16 protein-coding genes and 1 pseudogene are annotated in these 20609 nt (G+C 45.6%); 4 read left to right on the top strand and 13 right to left on the bottom strand.

All coding sequences use genetic code 11. The features are described from left to right. Positions 1 to 141 precede the first annotated feature (141 nt). Positions 142 to 1875, top strand: coding sequence for an arginine--tRNA ligase (argS, locus tag AC6R00_RS14640; protein ID WP_500640892.1), 1734 nt, complete (start codon positions 142 to 144; stop codon positions 1873 to 1875). A gap of 100 nt (positions 1876 to 1975) precedes the next feature. Then, positions 1976 to 2404: an HIT family protein gene (locus AC6R00_RS14645; RefSeq protein WP_500640893.1), complete on the top strand. Its 429-nt coding sequence runs from the start codon at positions 1976 to 1978 to the stop codon at positions 2402 to 2404. Between the two features lie 67 nt (positions 2405 to 2471). Here AC6R00_RS14645 and AC6R00_RS14650 read toward each other — a convergent pair whose 3' ends face one another. The 5 genes from AC6R00_RS14650 to znuA all read right to left on the bottom strand — a co-directional run bounded on the left by AC6R00_RS14650 (position 2472) and on the right by znuA (position 10589). Then, a complete protein-coding gene (locus AC6R00_RS14650; protein WP_500640894.1) occupies positions 2472 to 2702 on the bottom strand; it encodes a FeoC-like transcriptional regulator in 231 nt (76 codons plus the stop codon). Continuing rightward, positions 2699 to 4975, bottom strand: a complete 2277-nt coding sequence (gene feoB, locus AC6R00_RS14655; protein ID WP_500640895.1) for a Fe(2+) transporter permease subunit FeoB — start codon at positions 4973 to 4975, stop codon at positions 2699 to 2701. Before feoB ends, AC6R00_RS14650 begins: the two co-directional genes overlap by 4 nt. Further along, positions 4975 to 5202, bottom strand: coding sequence for a FeoA family protein (locus tag AC6R00_RS14660; RefSeq protein WP_500640896.1), 228 nt, complete (start codon positions 5200 to 5202; stop codon positions 4975 to 4977). Before AC6R00_RS14660 ends, feoB begins: the two co-directional genes overlap by 1 nt. 987 nt (positions 5203 to 6189) lie before the next feature. Next, complete coding sequence (locus tag AC6R00_RS14665; protein WP_500640909.1) at positions 6190 to 9447, bottom strand: helix-turn-helix domain-containing protein; 3258 nt, start codon at positions 9445 to 9447, stop codon at positions 6190 to 6192. 254 nt (positions 9448 to 9701) lie between these two features. After that, the gene (znuA, locus tag AC6R00_RS14670) at positions 9702 to 10589 is read right to left on the bottom strand and encodes a zinc ABC transporter substrate-binding protein ZnuA (protein WP_500640897.1); all 888 of its coding nucleotides are present in this window, start codon (positions 10587 to 10589) and stop codon (positions 9702 to 9704) included. A gap of 80 nt (positions 10590 to 10669) precedes the next feature. Here znuA and znuC point away from each other — a divergent pair, with 80 nt between their 5' ends. Beyond that, on the top strand, positions 10670 to 11455 hold the full coding sequence (znuC, locus tag AC6R00_RS14675; RefSeq protein WP_500640898.1) for a zinc ABC transporter ATP-binding protein ZnuC: 786 nt from the start codon (positions 10670 to 10672) through the stop codon (positions 11453 to 11455). Further along, positions 11448 to 12233: a zinc ABC transporter permease subunit ZnuB gene (znuB, locus tag AC6R00_RS14680; protein WP_239826268.1), complete on the top strand. Its 786-nt coding sequence runs from the start codon at positions 11448 to 11450 to the stop codon at positions 12231 to 12233. The genes znuC and znuB overlap by 8 nt, the downstream gene beginning before the upstream one ends. Positions 12234 to 12684: 451 nt before the next feature. Here znuB and purF read toward each other — a convergent pair whose 3' ends face one another. From purF to AC6R00_RS14720, 8 genes and pseudogenes are all read right to left on the bottom strand, one after another. Then, complete coding sequence (gene purF / locus AC6R00_RS14685; RefSeq protein ID WP_500640899.1) at positions 12685 to 14199, bottom strand: amidophosphoribosyltransferase; 1515 nt, start codon at positions 14197 to 14199, stop codon at positions 12685 to 12687. Between the two features lie 34 nt (positions 14200 to 14233). Then, the gene (locus AC6R00_RS14690; protein WP_004747653.1) at positions 14234 to 14725 is read right to left on the bottom strand and encodes a CvpA family protein; all 492 of its coding nucleotides are present in this window, start codon (positions 14723 to 14725) and stop codon (positions 14234 to 14236) included. Positions 14726 to 14788: 63 nt separating this feature from the next. Then, a complete protein-coding gene (locus AC6R00_RS14695) occupies positions 14789 to 15325 on the bottom strand; it encodes an SPOR domain-containing protein (RefSeq protein ID WP_500640900.1) in 537 nt (178 codons plus the stop codon). After that, positions 15326 to 16591: a bifunctional tetrahydrofolate synthase/dihydrofolate synthase gene (gene folC / locus AC6R00_RS14700; RefSeq protein ID WP_500640901.1), complete on the bottom strand. Its 1266-nt coding sequence runs from the start codon at positions 16589 to 16591 to the stop codon at positions 15326 to 15328. It abuts the gene before it with no gap. 44 nt (positions 16592 to 16635) lie between these two features. Continuing rightward, positions 16636 to 17562: an acetyl-CoA carboxylase, carboxyltransferase subunit beta gene (gene accD / locus AC6R00_RS14705; RefSeq protein WP_004747649.1), complete on the bottom strand. Its 927-nt coding sequence runs from the start codon at positions 17560 to 17562 to the stop codon at positions 16636 to 16638. 175 nt (positions 17563 to 17737) lie between these two features. Then, positions 17738 to 18532: a tRNA pseudouridine(38-40) synthase TruA gene (gene truA / locus AC6R00_RS14710; protein ID WP_171801279.1), complete on the bottom strand. Its 795-nt coding sequence runs from the start codon at positions 18530 to 18532 to the stop codon at positions 17738 to 17740. Between the two features lie 123 nt (positions 18533 to 18655). Beyond that, positions 18656 to 19642, bottom strand: coding sequence for a FimV/HubP family polar landmark protein (locus AC6R00_RS14715; RefSeq protein ID WP_500640902.1), 987 nt, complete (start codon positions 19640 to 19642; stop codon positions 18656 to 18658). Positions 19643 to 19940: 298 nt separating this feature from the next. Continuing rightward, positions 19941 to 20609, bottom strand: a pseudogene (locus AC6R00_RS14720) (FimV/HubP family polar landmark protein); the annotation flags it as partial.

Below are 20609 nucleotides of genomic sequence, written 5' to 3' on the forward strand. Positions count from 1 at the left end.
TATGTGCGCCAAATTTATGAACTAGATCGAGATATGCATTCACTCCACTTGGTGGATATTATTCTTGGTTCTTCTCGATGAATCACCCGAATGGTAAAGAATGCATAGCTAACCAATTCCCAAGAATTGAAGGAAGCGCGTGTGAATATCCAAGCACTTATTAATGACAAAGTTTCTCAGGCTTTAGAAGCCGCTGGCGCACCTGCAGGCAGCCCTGCAGCTGTTCGCCAATCTGCAAAACCTCAGTTTGGTGACTACCAAGCCAATGGTGTGATGGGCGTTGCAAAAAAACTAGGGACTAACCCACGCGAGTTCGCGCAAAAAGTATTGGATGTTCTAGACCTAGATGGTATCGCGAGCAAAACAGAAATCGCAGGCCCTGGCTTCATCAACATTTTCTTAAGCGAAGAGTTCCTTGCTAAACAGGCTGATGTAGCCCTAGCAGATGCTCGTTTAGGCGTTGCAGCAGAAGAACAGAAAACGATTGTTGCTGACTATTCTGCACCAAACGTTGCTAAAGAAATGCACGTAGGCCACCTACGTTCAACTATCATCGGTGATGCTGTTGTTCGCACGCTAGAGTTCCTTGGCCACAAAGTTGTTCGTGCTAACCACATCGGTGACTGGGGTACTCAGTTCGGTATGCTTATCGCTAACCTAGAACGCGTACAAAAAGAGTCTGGTGAAGTTTCAATGGAGCTTTCAGACCTTGAAGCTTTCTACCGTGAGTCTAAGAAGCTATACGACGAAGACGAAGAGTTCGCCGTAAGAGCGCGTAACTACGTTGTAAAACTTCAGAGCGGTGACGAATACTGCGCTGAAATGTGGAAAAAGCTTGTTGACGTTACTATGGTTCAAAACCAACGTAACTACGATCGTCTAAACGTCTCTCTAACTCGCGATGACGTGATGGGCGAAAGCATGTACAACGACATGTTACCTGGCATTGTTGCTGACCTTAAACAGCAAGGTCTAGCGCAAGAAGATGACGGCGCTCAAGTTGTGTTCCTAGATGAATACAAAAACAAAGACGGCGAAGCGATGGGTGTTATCATCCAGAAGCGTGATGGCGGTTTCCTATACACAACCACAGATATCGCTTGTGCTAAGTACCGTTACGAAACACTAGGCGCAGATCGCGTACTTTACTTTATTGACTCTCGTCAGCACCAACACCTAATGCAAGCTTGGACTATCGTTCGCAAAGCGGGCTATGTGCCAGAAGAAGTATCTCTAGAGCACCATGCTTTCGGTATGATGCTAGGCAAAGATGGTCGTCCATTTAAGACTCGTGCAGGTGGTACAGTTCGTCTTGCTGATCTTCTTGATGAAGCAGAAGAGCGCGCAATTAAGCTGATCGAATCGAAGAACGCTGACCTTGAGTCTGAAGAGAAAACAAACATCGCGAAAACGGTCGCTATGGCAGCGGTTAAGTATGCTGACCTATCTAAGCACCGTACCACAGACTACGTGTTTGACTGGGACAACATGCTAGCATTCGAAGGTAACACTGCACCGTACATGCAATACGCCTTTACTCGTGTTTCTTCTATCTTCGCTAAAGCAGGTATCTCGATGGATGAGTTGTCTGGTGAGATCAAAGTTACTGAAGAGAAAGAGAAAGCGCTGATTGCTAAACTTCTTCAATTCGAAGAGGCGGTTCAATCTGTTGCTCGTGAAGGTCAACCACACATTATGTGTAGCTACCTATTCGAGCTAGCGGGTCAGTTCTCTAGCTTCTATGAAGCTTGCCCGATCCTAAGCAGTGAAGATAAGTCTGTGAAGCAAAGCCGCTTGAAGCTAGCCGCTTTAACAGCGAAAACTATCAAGCAAGGTCTATCTCTACTTGGTATCGATACGCTAGAGCGTATGTAAGAGAATCGAGAGAAATTGGAAGGTTGGCGTGAGAGCGTCAACCTTTTGTTTTATTTGGCGTATACTAAGCCAATCAGTTAATTACCTACCGGATTATGACATGAGTTTTGAACTGCACCCTCAACTCGCTGAAGATACCACTGTGATTGGTCAATTCCCTTTATGCCTTGCTCTACTGCATAAAGACAACGCTGTACCTTGGGTTATCCTGGTACCTAAGCGAAGCAACTTAAAAGAGTTACATCACTTGCCGATGAAAGAGCAGCAACAGTTCTTGTTAGAGTCACAAGCGGTAAGCCAAGCGTTAGAAGCCACACTCCAGCCTGACAAGTTGAATCTTGGTGCACTTGGCAACATGGTACCTCAACTGCACATTCACCACATTGCTCGCTTTAAAGATGACATCGCTTGGCCGGGCCCTGTTTGGGGTAATACAGATGGTCAATTCCGCAGCGATGAGGAGCAAGAGCAGCTTTTGAGTCGAATTAAAAATGTTCTCTCATTGAGCTCTATTTTCACTCCCGCGTAGCTGATTTTCCCTAAGCGCGTATTAAAAAGCCGTTCTATCAAGAACGGCTTTTGCTATCACAAATCACCTACATGGTGACATTCAGAGCTAAGGCATCTGCCTTGACTTTCACGTACCTGATACGAGTGACATTGTGTGACGCGTTAGTATCGACAAATCGTGAGATCTTTCCCTTTTTTATCCACACTGAGAGCATCGCATCAACACCGTCTTCACTCATAGCAAACTTCTTCGCTAACTCGCGACGAGAGATGCTCCCGCTTTGTTCAATACATTGCTTTAGCTCAGAAAGAATCATGCGGTTTGTACCTCTAAAGTTTGGCTTTGCTTGCTACCTACTGACTTAAGAACACGATAGGTCGCAAAGCTCACTAACAAGATACCTGCGATCCACGCTGAACTGGTAACAGGGTGATCAACGAAGTGAGTAACTTGGTAATAAAGCGCCGCACTACCGTAAGCTAAGCCCATCGTCCATACCGCAATAAAGCGGGCATATTTCTGACCAAACTCACGTACGTAAGCACCCATAGCCGCAACACATGGTGTGTAAAGCAAGATAAAGATCAGATATGCAAATGCCGCATTGCTTGAAGCAAAATAACCTTTCAAGTTACCGAAGATAGACGCGTCTACTTCTTGCTCCTCTGCAACCGCTTGGCTGTCAGTCAAGTCACCGACTTCGATACCTAGTGGATCTGAGTAGCTAAGCCCTGCTAGATTATCTGGAATTGACATCACCGCTTCTTCAAGGCTCGCCATCAAGTCGTATTCACCACTTTCTTCTTCGCTCGGTGCATAAAGACTATTTAATGTGCCCACTACCGCTTCTTTGGCAAAGATGCCCGTGATGATACCAACCGTTGCAGGCCAATTATCCTCTTGAATGCCAATAGGAGCGAACAATGGCGTAACAATTTGCGATGCTTTAGAAAGCACTGAGTTTTCGCTGTCTTGGTTGCCAAATGAACCATCAGTACCTACTGAGTTTAGGAAGCTCAGAATCGTTACAACCACAACGATGGTTTTACCCGCGCCCAAAACAAAGCGCTTCAGCTTTTGCCACGTCTTAATCACGACATTGCGCATCGTTGGTAGTTCATAGTCTGGCATCTCCATTACCAGGCTATCACTTGAGCCTGGGTAAAGTGTCTTCTTCAGAACCAGCCCCGTAAACACAGCTGCAACGATACCCAATAGATACAGTGCGAAAACAATGTTTTGTCCACTTTGCGGAAAGAATGCCGCGGCGAATAATGCATAAACGGGCAGTCGCGCACCACATGACATAAATGGTGCCATAGAAGCCGCGAGTTTTCTTTCACGCTCTTGATCGAGCGTTCGCGTTGCCATAATGGAAGGTACGTTACATCCAAAGCCTAAAACCAGTGGAACAAAGGCTTTGCCCGGTAAGCCAATTTTCTGCATCACTTTATCAAGCACAAATGCTGCTCGAGACATGTAGCCTGAACTTTCGAGTACCGCCAGGAAAAGATACAGACAAGCAATCACTGGAATGAACGTAGCCACTGTTTGGATACCACCACCAACGCCGTCGGCTAATAAGGTCACTAGCCATACAGGCAGGTGGTCATCGAGTAAGTAGTGTCCACCATCAACAAGTAAAGCGCCGACACCGATGTCAAAGAAGTCGATAAAGGCACTACCGATGTTGATCGAGAACATAAACATCAGGTACATGACAATGAAGAAGAATGGCACACCTACCCATTTGTTGAGAATGACGGCATCGACTTTCTCGGTAAAACTATGGCTTAACTTGCCCTCGCTACGACGGACTTTCTGGCACTGCTGATGAAGGAACGTGTATTTCACATCTGCAACCAATAGATCGATATCAAGAGCGACTTTTTGCTGCTCCGCTTTAACAATTACTCGGTCAGATTCCGCCAAAGAGTTAATCACCAGAAGATCGTTTTCTAGTGCACGAATCGCCAATGCTCGCTCTGAAACTTCAGATTGCGATTTAAAGATTGGTGCAATAGTTTCAATTGCTTGCTCAAATTCTGCTCCGTAGTCTAGGCGTATTTCATTTAGTGCAACCCCTTGTACCAAAGCCTTATGTAGGCGGTCCTTAAAGGCATGAACTTGAGATTTGTTGTTAGCGGAGATTGCCATCACAGGACAACCAAGCACTTTTTCGAGTGCTTTAATGTCGATAGTCTGACGTTCACGCTTTAGCGCATCCATCTTGTTAAGCACAACAACCATAGGTCGGCCAAGCTCACGCAACTGCAAAGTCATATATAAGCTGCGTTCGAGACAGGTGGCGTCTACGACATTGATAATTAAGTCAGCCGGGTGAGTTAACACCGCTCTTGACGCAATGGACTCATCAATACTGTTACCATCATTCCCACTGTCTAATGCATAGATGCCTGGAAGGTCGGTAAGCAAGAAGTCGTCGCTAGAATGTGAGTACTTACCGGTTTTCTTCTCAACAGTCACCCCTGCCCAGTTACCAACTTGTTGTTTAGCACCTGTTAGGCCATTGAAAAGTGTCGTTTTACCACTGTTAGGGTTACCAACAGTTAGAATCTTGTATTCCATTAGTTAGTCTCCACTGTGATTGCATCGGCAATGTTAACGCGAACAGCAAGCGAAACTCCGCGAACTTCGACCTGTAGCGGGTCACCCATTGGTGCTTTTCGAATCAGAGTGACAGGTGTTTGTGGCAAAAGCCCCATCACCATCAGTTTTTTACGAACGTCGTTAGAGAGCTCCGAGAAACCAGTAATAGTGGCCACTTGCCCTTGTTGTAGCTGTGAGAGTTTCATTGCGAGACCAGTTATTTATAATGAGAAGGATTGTTATTTATGCTTACAATTTTATCTTCATCTCTTTTAGCAGATCTTGCCTGAAATCAATGTTTCCAAGTTTCGATAGATGCGTTGAGAATATCTGGCTCAATTTATCGATTAAGAAGTTATAGATAGGGATTACGCTCGCCGTTATCTATGAGGGCCTGGAACGAGTATTAGGTAAATTACATTCTCTTATAAGACTCTCTTTAATTAGTAATTGAATGTCGTTAACTTGGCTCATTCCAGATAAAAACGTTAAAACCACACTCGTCAATTACGTCAAAAGATAGATTTTTCTTACGATTCAATCAGAACAATTACTGATACAAATAAGCAGAATTTTCCATTTATCCTTAAATTACAACAAGTTAGACGCCTGTCGCTTTTCTTATGTCATCTTGGCGTTAATTTTATAAGTAAAAAAAGTCCCACTCGTTATAGTTAATCACGTCAAGAGGGAATCCCTTAAGACAACATTGAATTCCAGAGGTGGCGCATCAGCGTCACTCCGGCAGCAAGCGAAGGTGTCGTTGGCACCCGTGGTATAGTCCCCCCGGCTATACCACGATATTTTTTTTCTTCCTATCTCTCCACGCAATCCACGCAATCCACGCAATCCACGCAATCCACGCAATCCACGCAATCCACGCAATCCACGCAATCCACGCAATCCACGCAAAGTGATTATATCCTTTGGCCGTATCTGCAATAACTTTTTGAGGATTTAAATCGTAGTTTCAAAACAGAGCTATACCACTAGAGGTAAATAGGTGGTCAGTTAATCATGCAAGAATAGTAACCCGATATTTAGGTTGCTTGGTATCAGAGTGGCATTCCTAAAAACTATCAGCTTTTACCTGTTCGGGTTGGATTATTCGAGCTAAAGAAGTGAATGCCTGACAGCGTATTATTAACTCGGTATCAGTGCACGGTGGTAAGCGCTTATTGCGCTTATTGCGGTTAGTAGCGGCTTTGTTGCTCGACAAACTGAGTAGGTGACATGCCGAAACGGTGTTTAAACCTATGACTAAAGTATGAAGGATCGTTAAAGCCACACTCGAAGGCAACATCCGACACCTTTTCTCCGGCGAGCAATCGGCGGCATGCGTTGTCTAAACGCACTTCGGTCAAATATTCAGTGAAGGTTTTTTCTATTGATGATTTAAGCCTGCGCTGGAGGCTTCGTTCCGATACATACAACATCTTTGCCGCCGATGAAGTACTAAACTCTGGATCGGTAAAGTGCTCGTCAACTAATTGAATCACTTTTGATAACCATGGATCATCTTGAACAAGTTCAGCACACTCTTCATCTGCTGGCATCACAATAGGGCTGCTTTCGAACGAGACGCTCTCTTGCCAACTGATTTCCAATAGGTTTCGATCCTGTGAGATAAACAAGTTCATCTCACCACCGCTTTGGGTGACAAGCTTATGCAAGTTATCTGATGATGTAACGCTACCAGAATTGGAGTCAAAGGCATCTCCTTGATCCAGCATAGAGAAAACAACCATCCCCTCTTTTTGCACTAACTGAATCACTACCGTTTGATTGCGATAGCAACGTCTTAAAATACCATCAAACAACAGGTTAAATAACTCATCGAGATTAAAATCATTGAGGCCAATAAATAGCTCTTGCTGAGACTCAAACTCAACAGTCACTCCCACCTTTGCTAATTCGTCTTTCCAACTACTGATCACCGAGTTCACTATCATTGTCAGATTAAACACAGGTAGAGCTTGTCCGTTAGTTGAACGAACATTGATTAACGTTTTCAGTTCTGCCTGCAAATAGCCAATAAGCTGTTCATGGGTCAACGATTGGGAAGCCGTTGTTTTGAGCCTCTCTTTTAACTCATTGACAGATTGACTATAAATCAGCCAACGAACTTCGAGCTGTTTGCGCAGCTGATTGTTGTTTCCAAGTAAAACACGGCTTTGATGACGTAGCTGATTCGTTTTGAGCGCTACTTGAGCTTTAAGTAATCGGTTTGACTTCGCCATTAAGCGTGAACGCCAGTAAACAATGCCCGCGATAACGATCAGTACCGCTAACACATAGCTGACTATCGCTATGTGACTAAAGAACCAAGGCTCAGTGACCGTAAACTGATAGCTGTTACTTTCCCCTTTTACTCGCCTATTTCTGACGGCACGAACTTCTAAGCTATATTCACCAGGCATGAGATGTTCTATGGTCAAGGTACTGCCATCCAGAGCTTGCCAGTCACTGCTTTGATTCAATCGATATTCGAGATTGATATTGCTTGCACTTGGCACGAAGCCAAATTGGAAAAAGATAGACTCTCCATAACCTATTTGTGGTGTCTCTTGCACAGTGTTGGCTAATGAGAAAAGTTTTTGATTGCGTTTGATTTGGCTAAATACCACGCGGGTATCAGGTAAACGACTCACCATTAATTGCTGGGTATTCACTTTCACTAGACTACTATCCGCGCCTAAGAAAATGGTTCTTTCGCTGTCACTGCCAAAAGTACACACTCCTGGCAAAAACTCATTGCTGATGACACCGAATGGCTCACCATAATGCTGAGTAAGTGAGCCTTGAGGTGTGTAATGCGATAATCCTGTCGATGAGGTCAGCCAGATACCATCTTGGTTGTGGATCAAGCATTTTGGTGTCACGTGCCCATCAACCATATCAATGGACTCGACGTTATTTGTAAACAAATCTAAACGATATAACCCATAACGACTAGCCACCCACAGCTCACTTTCGGATGGCTGAACTGCATCAATCACCTCGCCAAACGGGATACTTTCACCCACGAAACGAATCTGGCCATCACGGACTAGATATATTCCGTGCTCTGTACCTAATGTGACGTAATCTTGTGAAGTCACGTACATTTGGGTTAACTGAGCAGGTAGATACTTGTCGATCATCCATTCAGAACCATACTGTGTTAGCTTGCGACTGACCAAATCGAAGCTCCACAGCTGCGTATCACTTGCTCCCCAGAGCATTTGATCATGATTGAACTCTAGAAACTTTACTGTGGTGTTTTTTAGGAAGCTGGGCAAGTCGTCTTCAATAACGTCGCCGGTATCTGCGTCAACGCAGACGATTCCTTTATCCGTTGCCAACCACAGGACGCCATTATGCTCTTCTATGTCATGCACTTTGCCGCGAAATATCGGCTTGCGAGAAGCAGATTTAACTAGATTTAACCTAAACACGCCCTTATTGGTCAGTAGCCAATAACCGTCTTGTCCTTTACTACGATAAAGTTCGACGAGCTTTTCTCCTCGGCTAACGACGGACATATCTTCATTTGAATAGCGGGTGAACTTATGCGAGTAGAGAGAAAAATAGCGGACACCGCGATCGGTGGCGACCCAGATTCCACCGGTATTGTCGTTGAGAAGAGAGTAGATCTTTTCGCCTGCTAAGCTGTTGCCTACTCCAATCCCCTGCTCAAACTTCTGAGTTTCACCAGTTAAGAAGGTATAAACAAACAGACCCTTTTCGGTGCCAATCCAGTACTCCTGATCTGTTTCGGTAATGCTCAATACATGACTACCCGCGATGGTACGAATTGGCTCGTTCGGCTTATTAATGTTGAAAATAAGCGCGCCATTAAGTGAACCAATGATCAGTTCACGTCGCTTTTCAGAGAAGTAGAGCTTTTCGACATAGTTTTTACCAGAGCTTGAAACATGCTCAAAATGGCTCCCCTCAGAGAGGTAAACACCAGCATTGGTAGCAACGACCCACTTAGAGAAAATAAACTTAGCGTCATTAATCGCGATTTGAGACGACTGGTTGTACTGATACAGCTCCATCAGCGAGAAAGTCTGAAACTCACCGCTATCAATTTGATAAGTATAAAAATTACGTTCATCAGAAACCCAGATAAAGCGTTTGGATGAGCCAATTTTTAGAATCTCTGTACCTGGCGTTAAACTAAAAACCAACTCCTTCTCTTGATTAGGAACAGTACGGTAGATTTCGTTTTGGAAGAACGACCAAAATGCGTTATCTAGAAAAGCGATTTGTGACGCTTCATGATCAAGCGCCGAGCCCTTCTCAGGGAGGATATGTTGCCCATCAAAAAACAACACTTGATCGCGTACGTCCTGCAACCATATCCCTCCCTCATCAGCGAGGAATAACTGCTTGGCAGCGAATACCTTCCCCTGCGCTAAAGTTGGCAAAGGATAAAACAGCTTAGGTGACGTGTTTGCCGCGATCGTTACTCCCGAATAAAGAATAAAAAGCAGCAAAGTAACAATCTTACTCAAGATAATCCATTTCCTAGCAGCAGAGAATAAAGATCCATTCGTTGGTGCGCTGAGCCTAAAAGCTCTATTGTTATTTTGTGATAATAATTATCTAGGAAATCGGAGGATTAACAAGTAAGGAAAGAAAATAGTTGGTAAGTTTTTCGAGGAGTTCACAGATAATAAGTCAGCCAAAGGCACAAACCTTTGGCTGAATGTCATATTTAACGTATTAAGCAATTGCTAAAACTATCAGCAAGATTCTGCTTGAACTTAAAGTAACCACCTTCAACCGCTTCGACGTCAATTCCTAACGGATCAAGTACACCTGTTTTAGCGTTGCTACCACGAGTGACAGATTCAACCACTGCTGGAGTAAATTGAGGCTCTGAAAATACACATCGAGCTTTTTCTGCCGCTAGCGTTTTACGGATAGAGATCAGTGTTTTCGCGCCTGGTTTGCGTTCAGGGCTCACCGTAAAGTAACCAAGGTGATTTAGAGGAAAATCTTGCTCAAAGTAACCGTAAGCATCATGGAAAACATAGTAGCCAGCGTCCGCAACAGGCGCTAACTGTTTAGTAATTGCCGCTTTCTGTTCGGTTAACTGCTGCTTAAACGCTTCTAGGTTTTTTGCGTACTCAGCCTTGTTGCTCGCATCTAGCTCAACAAGTTTTTGCGTGATCGCTTCAGCAACTTGCATTGTCGGTTTATAGCCTAACCAAAAGTGAGGATCGTGAGAACCATGATCATGCCCGTCGTGACCATGATGGTCGTGATGGCCACCAGCAAACTCACGCAGCTCTAATCCATTGATATCACTCAATGTAAGTACATTACCTTGCTCTTTAAGGACTTTCGTTAAAAACGGTTCTAAGTCATTACCGTACCAAACTACAAGATCCGCATTTCGCAGACGCTTTACATCTGAAGGACGCAATGCATAGTCATGAGGTGAGGTATTGGAACCCAGAAGTACATCAGGTTGCGAGATGTTTTTTGTCAATTCAATTGTGATCAGCTGAATTGGTTTGATGCTGGTTAGAACGGTTGATGCTTGGGCAATAGACGTACTTGCAAGTACAATCGCGCAAGCCGTTAGAAAACGTTTCATATTATGATGATTACCGACTAGTTATAAGAGTGAATAAATGTTACATTATAACATTAGTCAATTGCAAATGAGTTCCATTCATGTCGACTCTAGTCGAACTCAATAATATTTGCGTTCAATTTGGTGAACGAAAAGTACTTGATAACATTTCTCTTCGTCTTAACAGAGGCGAGATAACCACACTAATAGGCCCGAACGGAGCAGGAAAGTCTACTCTGGTCAAAGTGCTTCTTGGTCTACAAAAAACCTTCAGCGGAACAGTCACCAAGCCGAAAGGGCTAAAGATCGGTTATGTACCGCAAAAGCTTAGGCTCAATGACTCGTTGCCACTTAATGTTGAGCGTTTTCTGCGTTTAGCAGGTAAATACAGCAAACAAGAGTTGAACGATGCGCTGAAGTTAGTCGGCGCTGAGCACCTATTCAAGAGCAACATGCATTCTCTATCAGGCGGTGAGAACCAACGTGTTCTCCTTGCACGAGCATTGCTTCAACGTCCTGACATTTTAGTGCTGGATGAACCTGCGCAAGGTGTCGACGTTCAAGGTCAGATTGATTTGTATGAGCTGATAGATACAATTCGTCATCGCTTTAACTGTGCCGTGTTTATGGTTTCTCATGATTTACACTTGGTGATGGCAAAAACAGATGACGTGGTATGTATTAACCACCATGTCTGCTGCTCTGGCGCGCCTGCTGATATTGCACAGCACCCAAGTTATATCGCGCTGTTTGGTCATACTCATCAGCAACCCTTTGCCTTCTATCACCATCAGCACAACCATCACCATCATGATCTCGCTGGCGATCCCGTCGATGGTGATGCTGACAATTGTTCAAATCATTCTCACGGTCATCATCATGATTGAGTTTTTACTTCCTTCCATTTTGGCGGGCTTAGGTATCGCATTAATCGCCGGACCTTTAGGCTCTTTTGTCGTTTGGCGTCGTATGGCCTACTTTGGCGATACATTAGCTCACGCGTCTCTAATGGGGTTAGCACTCGGCTTCTTGTTAGATATTAACCTTTACCTAGCACTGACGGTTTGTTGTTTGGCGCTAGCGGTTATCTTAGTCACCTTGCAAAAACAGCAGCTTGTTGCCACAGATACCCTACTCGGCATTCTTGCTCACAGTGCCCTATCACTCGGTTTAGTCGCAGTCAGCTTCCTTGATAACGTGCGTATTGATTTAATGAGTTATCTTTTCGGTGACTTATTAGCAGTAACACCTGAAGACCTTGTTTACATTTACATCGGCGTAGCTATTGTCTCTTCGGTACTCGCCCTATTTTGGCGCTCACTGCTCTCTACTACAGTCAATGAAGATTTAGCAGCAGTAGAAGGCCACAACGTCGATTTAATGCGCCTAATCTTGATGCTCATGGTTGGTCTTGTGATCGCCATTGGTATGAAGTTCGTTGGAGCACTCATCATGACATCTCTATTGATCATCCCTGCCGCAACCGCGCGCCGCTTTGCCAAAGCACCAGAGCAAATGGCACTGCTCGCCTCTATCATAGGTGCAATTGCAGTTCTGCTTGGTTTGAGTATGTCTTGGCACTACGACACCCCTGCTGGCCCGTCTGTGGTTATCAGTGCAACAGCGATGTTTATGTTGAGTCAGCTTTATCGAGTGAAGAGCTAAGAACGAGAAGCGGGATGCGGGAACGGACTTCGTCCTAAGGAAAACTGGAAAACTGGAAAACTGGAAAACTGGAAAACTGGAAAACTGGAAATAGTTTGCAGAGCTGATGGTCACGTCAACCCTTATGATACTGTCATCCTCAAGAGTGAGGCACGAGCGACTTGGGGATCTCTTTCAGCGAGCAGATAACCTTCAGAGATTCCCTACTCGTTCCTTCGTCTCTCTATAAAATGACCTTGGCGTTGTTTCAGCGAAACGAAACAACACGAAGTGAGAAGCCCGATCTCGACTCTAGACTCTCGAAGCGAAGCGTTCTCGAAGGACGAAATCCGTTCTCAAAACAAAAAAACCGATGCACAGCATCGGTTTTTGTCTATCTCTTGCTAACTAGCTTTCCAGCAGCGAAGCGCTCCTTAGAGCGAAGCCCGTTCCCGAGCGCAGCGTTCCCGCTCTACGCGCCTTCGTTATGCAGCTCTAGGTTTGCTAGGTCTTGCTGGATCTCGCGTTGTACTTTCGCGTCATCGCTGCGTAGAGACTCTAGGAAGTCTAGGTAAGCTTGGTCGATATCGCCTGTAACGTATTCGCCACTGAAGACTGACGTTTCAAACTTCTCAACATCACGGTTACCCATGCCAACTGCGTCGACTAGGTCATCGATGGTTTGGAAGATAAGCTCATCTGCGCCGATTTGCTGACAGATTGCGTCATTGTCACGACCGTGAGCGATAAGCTCAGTTGCGCTTGGCATGTCAATGCCGTACACATTCGGGAAGCGAATTTCTGGTGCAGCCGATACCATGAAGACTTTCTTCGCACCTGAGTCGCGAGCCATCTCGATGATTTGCTCAGAGGTGGTGCCACGTACAATAGAGTCATCAACCAGAAGTACGTTCTTATCTTTAAACTCAGAACGGATTGCGTTTAGCTTACGACGTACAGATTTCTTACGTTGTTGCTGACCCGGCATGATGAAGGTACGGCCAACGTAACGGTTTTTCACGAAACCTTGGCGGTATGGCTTATCAATCGCTTGAGCAATCTGTAGTGCGATATCACATGATGTTTCTGGAATTGGAATTACCACATCGATATCTAGGTGGTCGTACTCGTCACGGATGCGGTCACCGAGCTTTTTACCCATTTCAACGCGTGCGCTGTATACCGAGATTTTGTCGATAAATGAGTCTGGACGAGCGAAGTAAACAAACTCGAAGATACATGGGTTGAGTACTGGATTGTCAGCACACTGCTTAGTGTGCAGTTGGCCATCAAACGTCGCGTAAATCGCTTCACCTGGTGCAACGTCGCGTAGGAAGTCAAAACCAACTGCATCTAGCGCCACAGACTCTGAAGCAACCATGTATTCGGTTGTACCTGCAACTTCGCGTTTACCTAGGCATAGAGGGCGAATGCCGTTAGGGTCGCGAAAGGCTACCATACCGTGGCCAATAATCATCGCTGTTACTGCGTATGCGCCACGGATAGTACGGTGAACGTTGGTGACTGCGCGGAACACGTCGTCAGCCGTGACGTTACCTTTTACGGTATCAATTTCATGAGCAAGTACGTTAAGTAACACCTCAGAGTCTGAAGTTGTGTTTACGTGACGACGGTCTTTCTCAAACAGTTTTTCACGGACTTCAGACGCATTGGTAAGGTTACCGTTGTGCGCTAGCGTGATACCAAATGGAGAGTTTACATAGAAAGGTTGAGCTTCTGACGCGCTTGAACTGCCTGCCGTTGGGTAACGAACATGGCCGATACCTACGTTGCCTTGGAGTCTTTGCATGTGTTTAGCTTCAAACACATCTTTGACCAAACCATTCGCTTTTCTCAGACGAAAACGATTGCTTTCTATGGTACAAATACCCGCGGCATCTTGGCCACGATGCTGCAATACCGTCAATGCATCATAGATAGACTGGTTTACAGGCGAAGTGCCCACGATTCCAACAATACCACACATGTCCTAACCCTCGATTTTGACAATGACTGGCGCGTTATAGCGCGCCAGATAAGAAACTAGATGTTGCTTGTAAGTGTTCGAAGAAAGGGGCAATGACGCGGCTAAACTCCGGCACCAGTTGCGAACCTTTCCACCACTGTGAGTCTGGAAACGATGTAAACGCATCCATAAAAAATAGCCCGGCAGACACAATAAGAACACCACGCAAACCGCCAAAGACGACGCCTAATACTCTATCTGTCCCCGACAACCCTGTTTTTTGCACCAGTTGGGCGATCACGTAGTTGACGAGAGCACCAACGATTAAAGTGGCAATAAACAAGGCTGCAATCGCGGCACCGTTGCGGAACATGTCATCTTGGATATTGGTAAAGTAGACCGCTAGTTTCGCGTAGTACTGACTCGCGATAAAAAACGCTCCAAACCAAATCACTAATGACAACGCTTCTTTAGCGAAACCACGAACTAAACTGATCAAAGCCGACAGGCCGATCACACCTAAAATGACAATATCTAACGGATTCATTCTGTACTTACATCTTAAGTTGGCGCGCATTTTAACAGAAAAAACGCTGACGCAAACGTTTTCTTATGGATTTAGTGGTTTAAATTTGAGCAATTGACCTTTTGAACCGGTAATTTTTTCCAGTTCGATGATCTGGCGCTCAAGCTTACTCTTTGAAACATCAGGACCAATAATGACTCGGGTAAAACCATTTTCGGGTTTGGTGTGTGCCTGATAACCGCGCTTTTGTAGATCCTTAACCAGATTTTTGGCGTTGTCAGCATTCTTCAATGCCATGAGCTGGACGATCCAGGCGCTATCTTGGTATTCGTTACGCTCTGGGACTTCTTTTATTACCACTGGCAACGGCTTATCTTCAGCTACAGGTTCCTGAGTGACCGCAACTTCAATCGGCGTGTCAGGTAAACTTTGACTATCATCAACCGGATCAAGTATCTCAAAACTTTCAAGCTCGCTGTCGAGCTCTGGTTTAAGGGGGATGCTTGCGATTTCTTCTTTGTAATGGGTTTTCTTGCCATCTAATACATCTGGTAAAACAATAATCCCTATCGCGACAAGGATAATGGTACCAACGAGACGGCTCTGAAATTTGCTTGCCATTTATTCACCTTTGTTTTGCCAATGCTCTAGCACTTCACCCACAGTGTGGAAAGAACCAACAACGAGGATGACATCTTGTGGCGTTGCGTTTGTCAATGCCGCTTCAAATGCTTCAACTGGATTCGAATACTCGGCAGTCCCTGACGGCAGGTACTGACATAGTTCATCTGAACTCGCCGCACGTGGACCAGAAAGAGAAGCTGGATACCAATTGGCAGCGATTGGGCTTAGCGCATTGAGCGTCGCTTCAACGTCTTTATCGTGCAGCATTGCCACCACGGTATGAATGTTCTTACCTTGGTATTTTTGCCCAACGCGTTCAACTAAGTACTCTGCAGAGTGCGGGTTGTGCGCAACATCTAACAAGATTGTTGGCTCTGTGCTGATCACTTGCATACGACCGGGTAATTGCGCGTTTTTAAGTCCATTCACGATGTTCACATCGCTTAAGTCTAAGTTCGCTGTCGCCAGTGCCATAAGCGCGGTCGCTGCATTTTGTAGGGGTAAACCTGGGACAGGGAGTTCGTCGAGGGTGTAACTTCCATGTGTCCACTGCCAAATCGACTCGTTTTGCAGCTTGTAGCTGTACTGAATATCAACAGGGTAGAACTCTGCACCAATATCATCAGCGTGCGCTGCAACAGTCGCAGGCGCTTTTGGTTGACCACAGATTGCAGGTTTACCGCTGCGGAAAATACCCGCCTTCTCGAAACCGATCACATTGATATCATCACCAAGCCAATCAACATGATCGATGGCTAGGCTAGTAATCACAGAAACATCATGATCCACCACATTGGTCGCATCTAAGCGACCACCTAATCCAACTTCAAGCAGAACAACATCTACTTTCTCTGTTTGGAAAAGACGCAAGGCAGCTAGGGTGCCATATTCGAATAAGCTTAAGCTGATTTCGCCGCGCTGTTTCTCGATAAAATCAAACGCTTTCGCATGCTTTTCATCACTAAGATCTTCGCCATTGATACGAACACGTTCGTTGTAACGAATAAGATGCGGAGAACTGTAGACACCAACAGAATAGCCGGCATCAAGTAAGATCGCTTCCATTAAGGCACAAGTAGAACCTTTGCCATTAGTACCAGCAACAGTAATAACAGTAGGAGCAGGTTTAGTAAGGTTTGCTGATTGAGCAACAGCTTGAACACGGTCTAGACCTAGGTCTATCGCAGAGGTATGGATGTTGGTTAAATAATCAAGCCACATCGACAGTGGAGATGTGGCTTGAGGAATTTGGCTTTGACTCATCTAACTATAACCAATTGATTGTGGTTGCTTGTTAGTGAGTTACTTTACCCTTTTTCGTCTGCTTCTGGTACAGAATAAGCAGCTTCATTTGGCGAATCGTTAACAGAAACCACCAAAGGTGATGGATTGTTGTTCATCTTCGCCATTAGGCTACCAATACGCTGACGCATTTCACGGCGGTCAACGATCATATCGATGGCACCATGCTCCAGAAGGAATTCACTACGCTGGAAACCTTCCGGTAGATCTTCACGTACAGTTTGTTCAATTACACGACGACCTGCAAAACCGATCAGTGCTTTTGGCTCACCGATGTTGATATCACCCAGCATCGCTAAACTCGCAGATACACCACCCATAGTAGGGTCAGTCATCACTGAAATGAAAGGTAGACCTTTTGCAGACATGCGCTCTAGCGCTGCACTGGTTTTTGCCATCTGCATTAGAGACATTAGCGCCTCTTGCATACGTGCACCACCACTTGCTGAGAAACACACTAGACCACAGTTTGCTTCCATCGCTGCTTCTGCTGCACGAACAAAACGCGCACCAACAACAGAACCCATTGAACCACCCATGAAAGAGAAGTCAAATGCACACGCAACGATAGGTTGGCCAAGAAGCTCACCTTTCATTACAACTAGTGCATCTTTCTCGCCACTGCTTTTCTGAGCCGCAGAAATACGATCTTTGTATTTCTTCGAGTCTCTGAACTTCAGTTTATCTTGCGGCTCAAGCTCGTCGGCAATCTCTACACGATTATCTTCGTCTAGGAATGTTTCAAGGCGACGACGCGCTCTCATACGCATGTGATGGTCACATTTCGGACATACTTCTAGGTTACGCTCTAGTTCAGCGTGGTAAAGCACCTGTTCACATGAAGTACATTTAGTCCAAACCCCTTCAGGGATAGACGCTTTACGTGAACTAACGATGTTGCTTTTTTCTAAAATCTTTTCAAGCCAACTCATGGAAGACCTTTTCTCTCTACTCCCGCGCCTAAAGCGAGGGATACAAATTCTGAATTTACGCGTGAGGATTAAAGCATATTAAATGCCAAGTGTAGACAAAAAACTGGTTGTACCTATTTCTTGAATCAATTCCTCACACACTAAAGACCTGATTAGTTCGACAATTTACCACGGTTTAGTTCAAATTGTCTGGCAAAAATAGTGGCCCAATCGGCACTCTTGGCAATTGGAATTCTTCTGGGTAATCAACATCCACCAAGTACAAGCCTTCCGCTTTCGCCGTCGCCCCTGCTTGCTTACGATCTTTGATCTCGAGTAGCTCTTTTATCCACTCTGGTTTCTGTTCGCCTCGACCAACACAAATCAAGCTACCTGTAATGTTACGAACCATATGGTGAACAAATGCATTGGCTTTAATATCGATCACGACATACTGGTTATGGCGCGTCACATTAATGTGCATCATATTGCGCCAAGGACTGCGTGATTGGCAATGCGTCGCTCTAAAAGATGTGAAGTCGTTTTCACCAAGCAGGTACTGCGCGGCTTGATGCATCTTGTTTTCATCCAGCTCACCGTGATAGTGACTGACACCCGATGAAAGAATACCCGGCCTGAGTGCGCTATTAAAAATGATGTAGCGATAACGACGAGCGGTCGCAGAGAAACGCGCGTGAAACTCGTCAGGCACTTCTTTTGCCCAGCGTACAGCGATATCGTCTGGCAGATTCGCGTTGGCTCCCATAGTCCAAGCGACCATTTTGCGTGTTGCTGTGGTATCGAAGTGAACCACCTGTCCTGTACCGTGTACGCCTGCGTCAGTACGACCCGCACATTGGACTTCAATAGGATGGTTTGCAACGATGCTCAATGCGCGTTCTAGCTTCTCTTGTACGCTTTTTACTTCTCGCTGGCGTTGCCAACCAAAATATTGAGTGCCGTTGTATTCGATGCCTAAAGCAATTCTCATCAGGATGTTCTCGTTGAATTGTTGCTACTAAGGTCTGGTGACCAAATCTTGGGGGCGGCAGTATATACCAAAAAACAAGGGGGCTAAACAGCAGCCCCCTTTTCACTTGATATCTAGAATCGCCTAGCCCTTATTGATGGTATCAATCAGGTTCTTCGCTTCTCGGCGAATCTCATCACTTCCATCAACGATGGCCTCTTCTAGTAGCTTAATCGCTCCTTGAGCATCATTCATCTCAACGTAGATTTTCGCTAGATCTAGCTTACCGGCCGCTTCTGCATTGGCATCAACATCTGCCGCATCACCAATATCACCAATCACATCAGGGAAGTCATTCAAACCGACATCGAGCTTAAGCTCATCATCAATCGCTTGTTCTTCCTCAGACTCGACTTCCGCCATTAACTCATCAATGGTTCGGTAGCTGTTATCATTTGGGTTAAACTCTTCAAGCTCTGGCTGGTCTTCCCAGTTTTCATCTAGTATCTGAGCTTGTTCAGGTTGATTATCTTGCGCCCAAACATCCGCCTCATCTTCAGGGATCTCATCAGGAATACTTGCCTGCTGCTCAGGTGACAGATTGAATCCATTCCAATCCTCTCCCATTTCAAGCATGGCATCGATATCCATGCCCGCACTGTCAGAAGTGGTGGCATCTATCGGGGTATCAAACGAGAAGTTTGCTGTTTCAGGCTGTTCTTCCGATAGCAGCTCATCAAACGCTTTCTCATCGTAGTCTTGATGGGCTAGGTCAATCTCTTGTGCAGATGGAGCAACATTTTCTGAAGGGATCTCACTCAGCTCTGGAAGTTCAACAGGCTCTAACTCAAAATCATCTGCTGTCAGTTCGTCACTGGTTGGTTCAAGATCATCCAGCGCGTCTTCTTCGTTATATTGAGGAAGATCGGCTTCAGCAATTTCAATCGACTCATTGCTCGGCTCCGCTACAGGAGCCTCACTGTCTAGTAAAGGTTCATCAGCGACATCAGCGAGAGCTTCTTCTTCACCAAACTCTGGTAGCTCTAGGTCATCAAGTTCAAACGCTTCGTCTTCTAGTTCCGCATTTGGTGCTTCAACCTCCGGCAGAGGCTCCTCAGCAACATCAACCAACGCCTCTTCTTCACCAAACTCTGGTAGCTCTAGCTCATCAAGCTCAAACGCTTCGTCTTCGAGTTCAGCAGTGGGTGCTTCAACTTCTGGTTGAGGCTCATTAGCGACTTCAGCTAAAGCTTCTTCTTCACCAAACTCTGGTTGCTCTAGATCATCTAGCTCGAACGACTTCGTCCGCGAGTTCTGCCCGTGGGTGCTTCAATTCTCTGACTGAGGCTGCTCGGCAACATCTAGCCAGTGCCTCTTCTTCACCAAACTCTGGCTGATCTAGATCATCAAGTTCGAATGACTTCGTCCGCTAGATCTGCCCGAATGGTGCTTCAATTTCTGACTGAGGCTCCTCAGCAACATCTACCAGTGCCTCTTCTTCACCAAGCTCCGGTTGCTCTATGTCGTCTAAGTCAAACGACTCGTCTGCAAGTTCAGCGCTTGGAGCTTCAATTTCTGGCTGAGGCTCCTCAGCAACATCTGCCAGTGCCTCTTCTTCACCAAGTTCCGGTTGCTCTATGTCGTCTAACTCAAACGACTCGTCTTCGAGTTCTGCAGTGGGTGCTTCAATCTCTGGTTGAGGCTGCTCGGCAACATCAGCTAATGCTTCTTCTTCACCAAACTCTGGCAGCTCTAGGTCATCAAGCTCGAAAGACTCGTCTGCTAGTTCTGCCATTGGTGCTTCAACTTGTGGTTGAGGCTCTTCAGCGACTTCAGCTAATGCTTCTTCTTCGCCAAACTCTGGTAGTTCTAGATCATCGAGCTCAAACGCTTCGTCCGCTACTTCCGCATTTGGTGCTTCAGCTTCTGGTTGAGGCTCCTGCGCAACATCTGCTAATGCTTCTTCTTCACCAAACTCTGGTAACTCTAGGTCATCTAGCTCAAACGCTTCGTCCGCTAGATCAGCTGCTGATGCTTCAATTTCTGGCTGAGGTTCTTCGGCAACATCAGCGAGTGCTTCTTCTTCACCAAACTCTGG

It is taken from the genome of Vibrio sp. R10-SF1-ISO8 (genome assembly GCF_059833805.1).

What these genes read in the sequence shown, in the direction of transcription:
- AC6R00_RS14645 (WP_500640893.1), top strand. Translation starts at nt 1,976, where the DNA reads ATGAGTTTTGAACTGCACCCTCAACTCGCTGAAGATACCACTGTGATT.
- AC6R00_RS14650 (WP_500640894.1), bottom strand. Translation starts at nt 2,702, where the DNA reads ATGATTCTTTCTGAGCTAAAGCAATGTATTGAACAAAGCGGGAGCATC.
- feoB (WP_500640895.1), bottom strand. Translation starts at nt 4,975, where the DNA reads ATGGAATACAAGATTCTAACTGTTGGTAACCCTAACAGTGGTAAAACG.
- AC6R00_RS14660 (WP_500640896.1), bottom strand. Translation starts at nt 5,202, where the DNA reads ATGAAACTCTCACAGCTACAACAAGGGCAAGTGGCCACTATTACTGGT.
- znuA (WP_500640897.1), bottom strand. Translation starts at nt 10,589, where the DNA reads ATGAAACGTTTTCTAACGGCTTGCGCGATTGTACTTGCAAGTACGTCT.
- znuC (WP_500640898.1), top strand. Translation starts at nt 10,670, where the DNA reads ATGTCGACTCTAGTCGAACTCAATAATATTTGCGTTCAATTTGGTGAA.
- znuB (WP_239826268.1), top strand. Translation starts at nt 11,448, where the DNA reads ATGATTGAGTTTTTACTTCCTTCCATTTTGGCGGGCTTAGGTATCGCA.
- purF (WP_500640899.1), bottom strand. Translation starts at nt 14,199, where the DNA reads ATGTGTGGTATTGTTGGAATCGTGGGCACTTCGCCTGTAAACCAGTCT.
- AC6R00_RS14690 (WP_004747653.1), bottom strand. Translation starts at nt 14,725, where the DNA reads ATGAATCCGTTAGATATTGTCATTTTAGGTGTGATCGGCCTGTCGGCT.
- AC6R00_RS14695 (WP_500640900.1), bottom strand. Translation starts at nt 15,325, where the DNA reads ATGGCAAGCAAATTTCAGAGCCGTCTCGTTGGTACCATTATCCTTGTC.
- folC (WP_500640901.1), bottom strand. Translation starts at nt 16,591, where the DNA reads ATGAGTCAAAGCCAAATTCCTCAAGCCACATCTCCACTGTCGATGTGG.
- accD (WP_004747649.1), bottom strand. Translation starts at nt 17,562, where the DNA reads ATGAGTTGGCTTGAAAAGATTTTAGAAAAAAGCAACATCGTTAGTTCA.
- truA (WP_171801279.1), bottom strand. Translation starts at nt 18,532, where the DNA reads ATGAGAATTGCTTTAGGCATCGAATACAACGGCACTCAATATTTTGGT.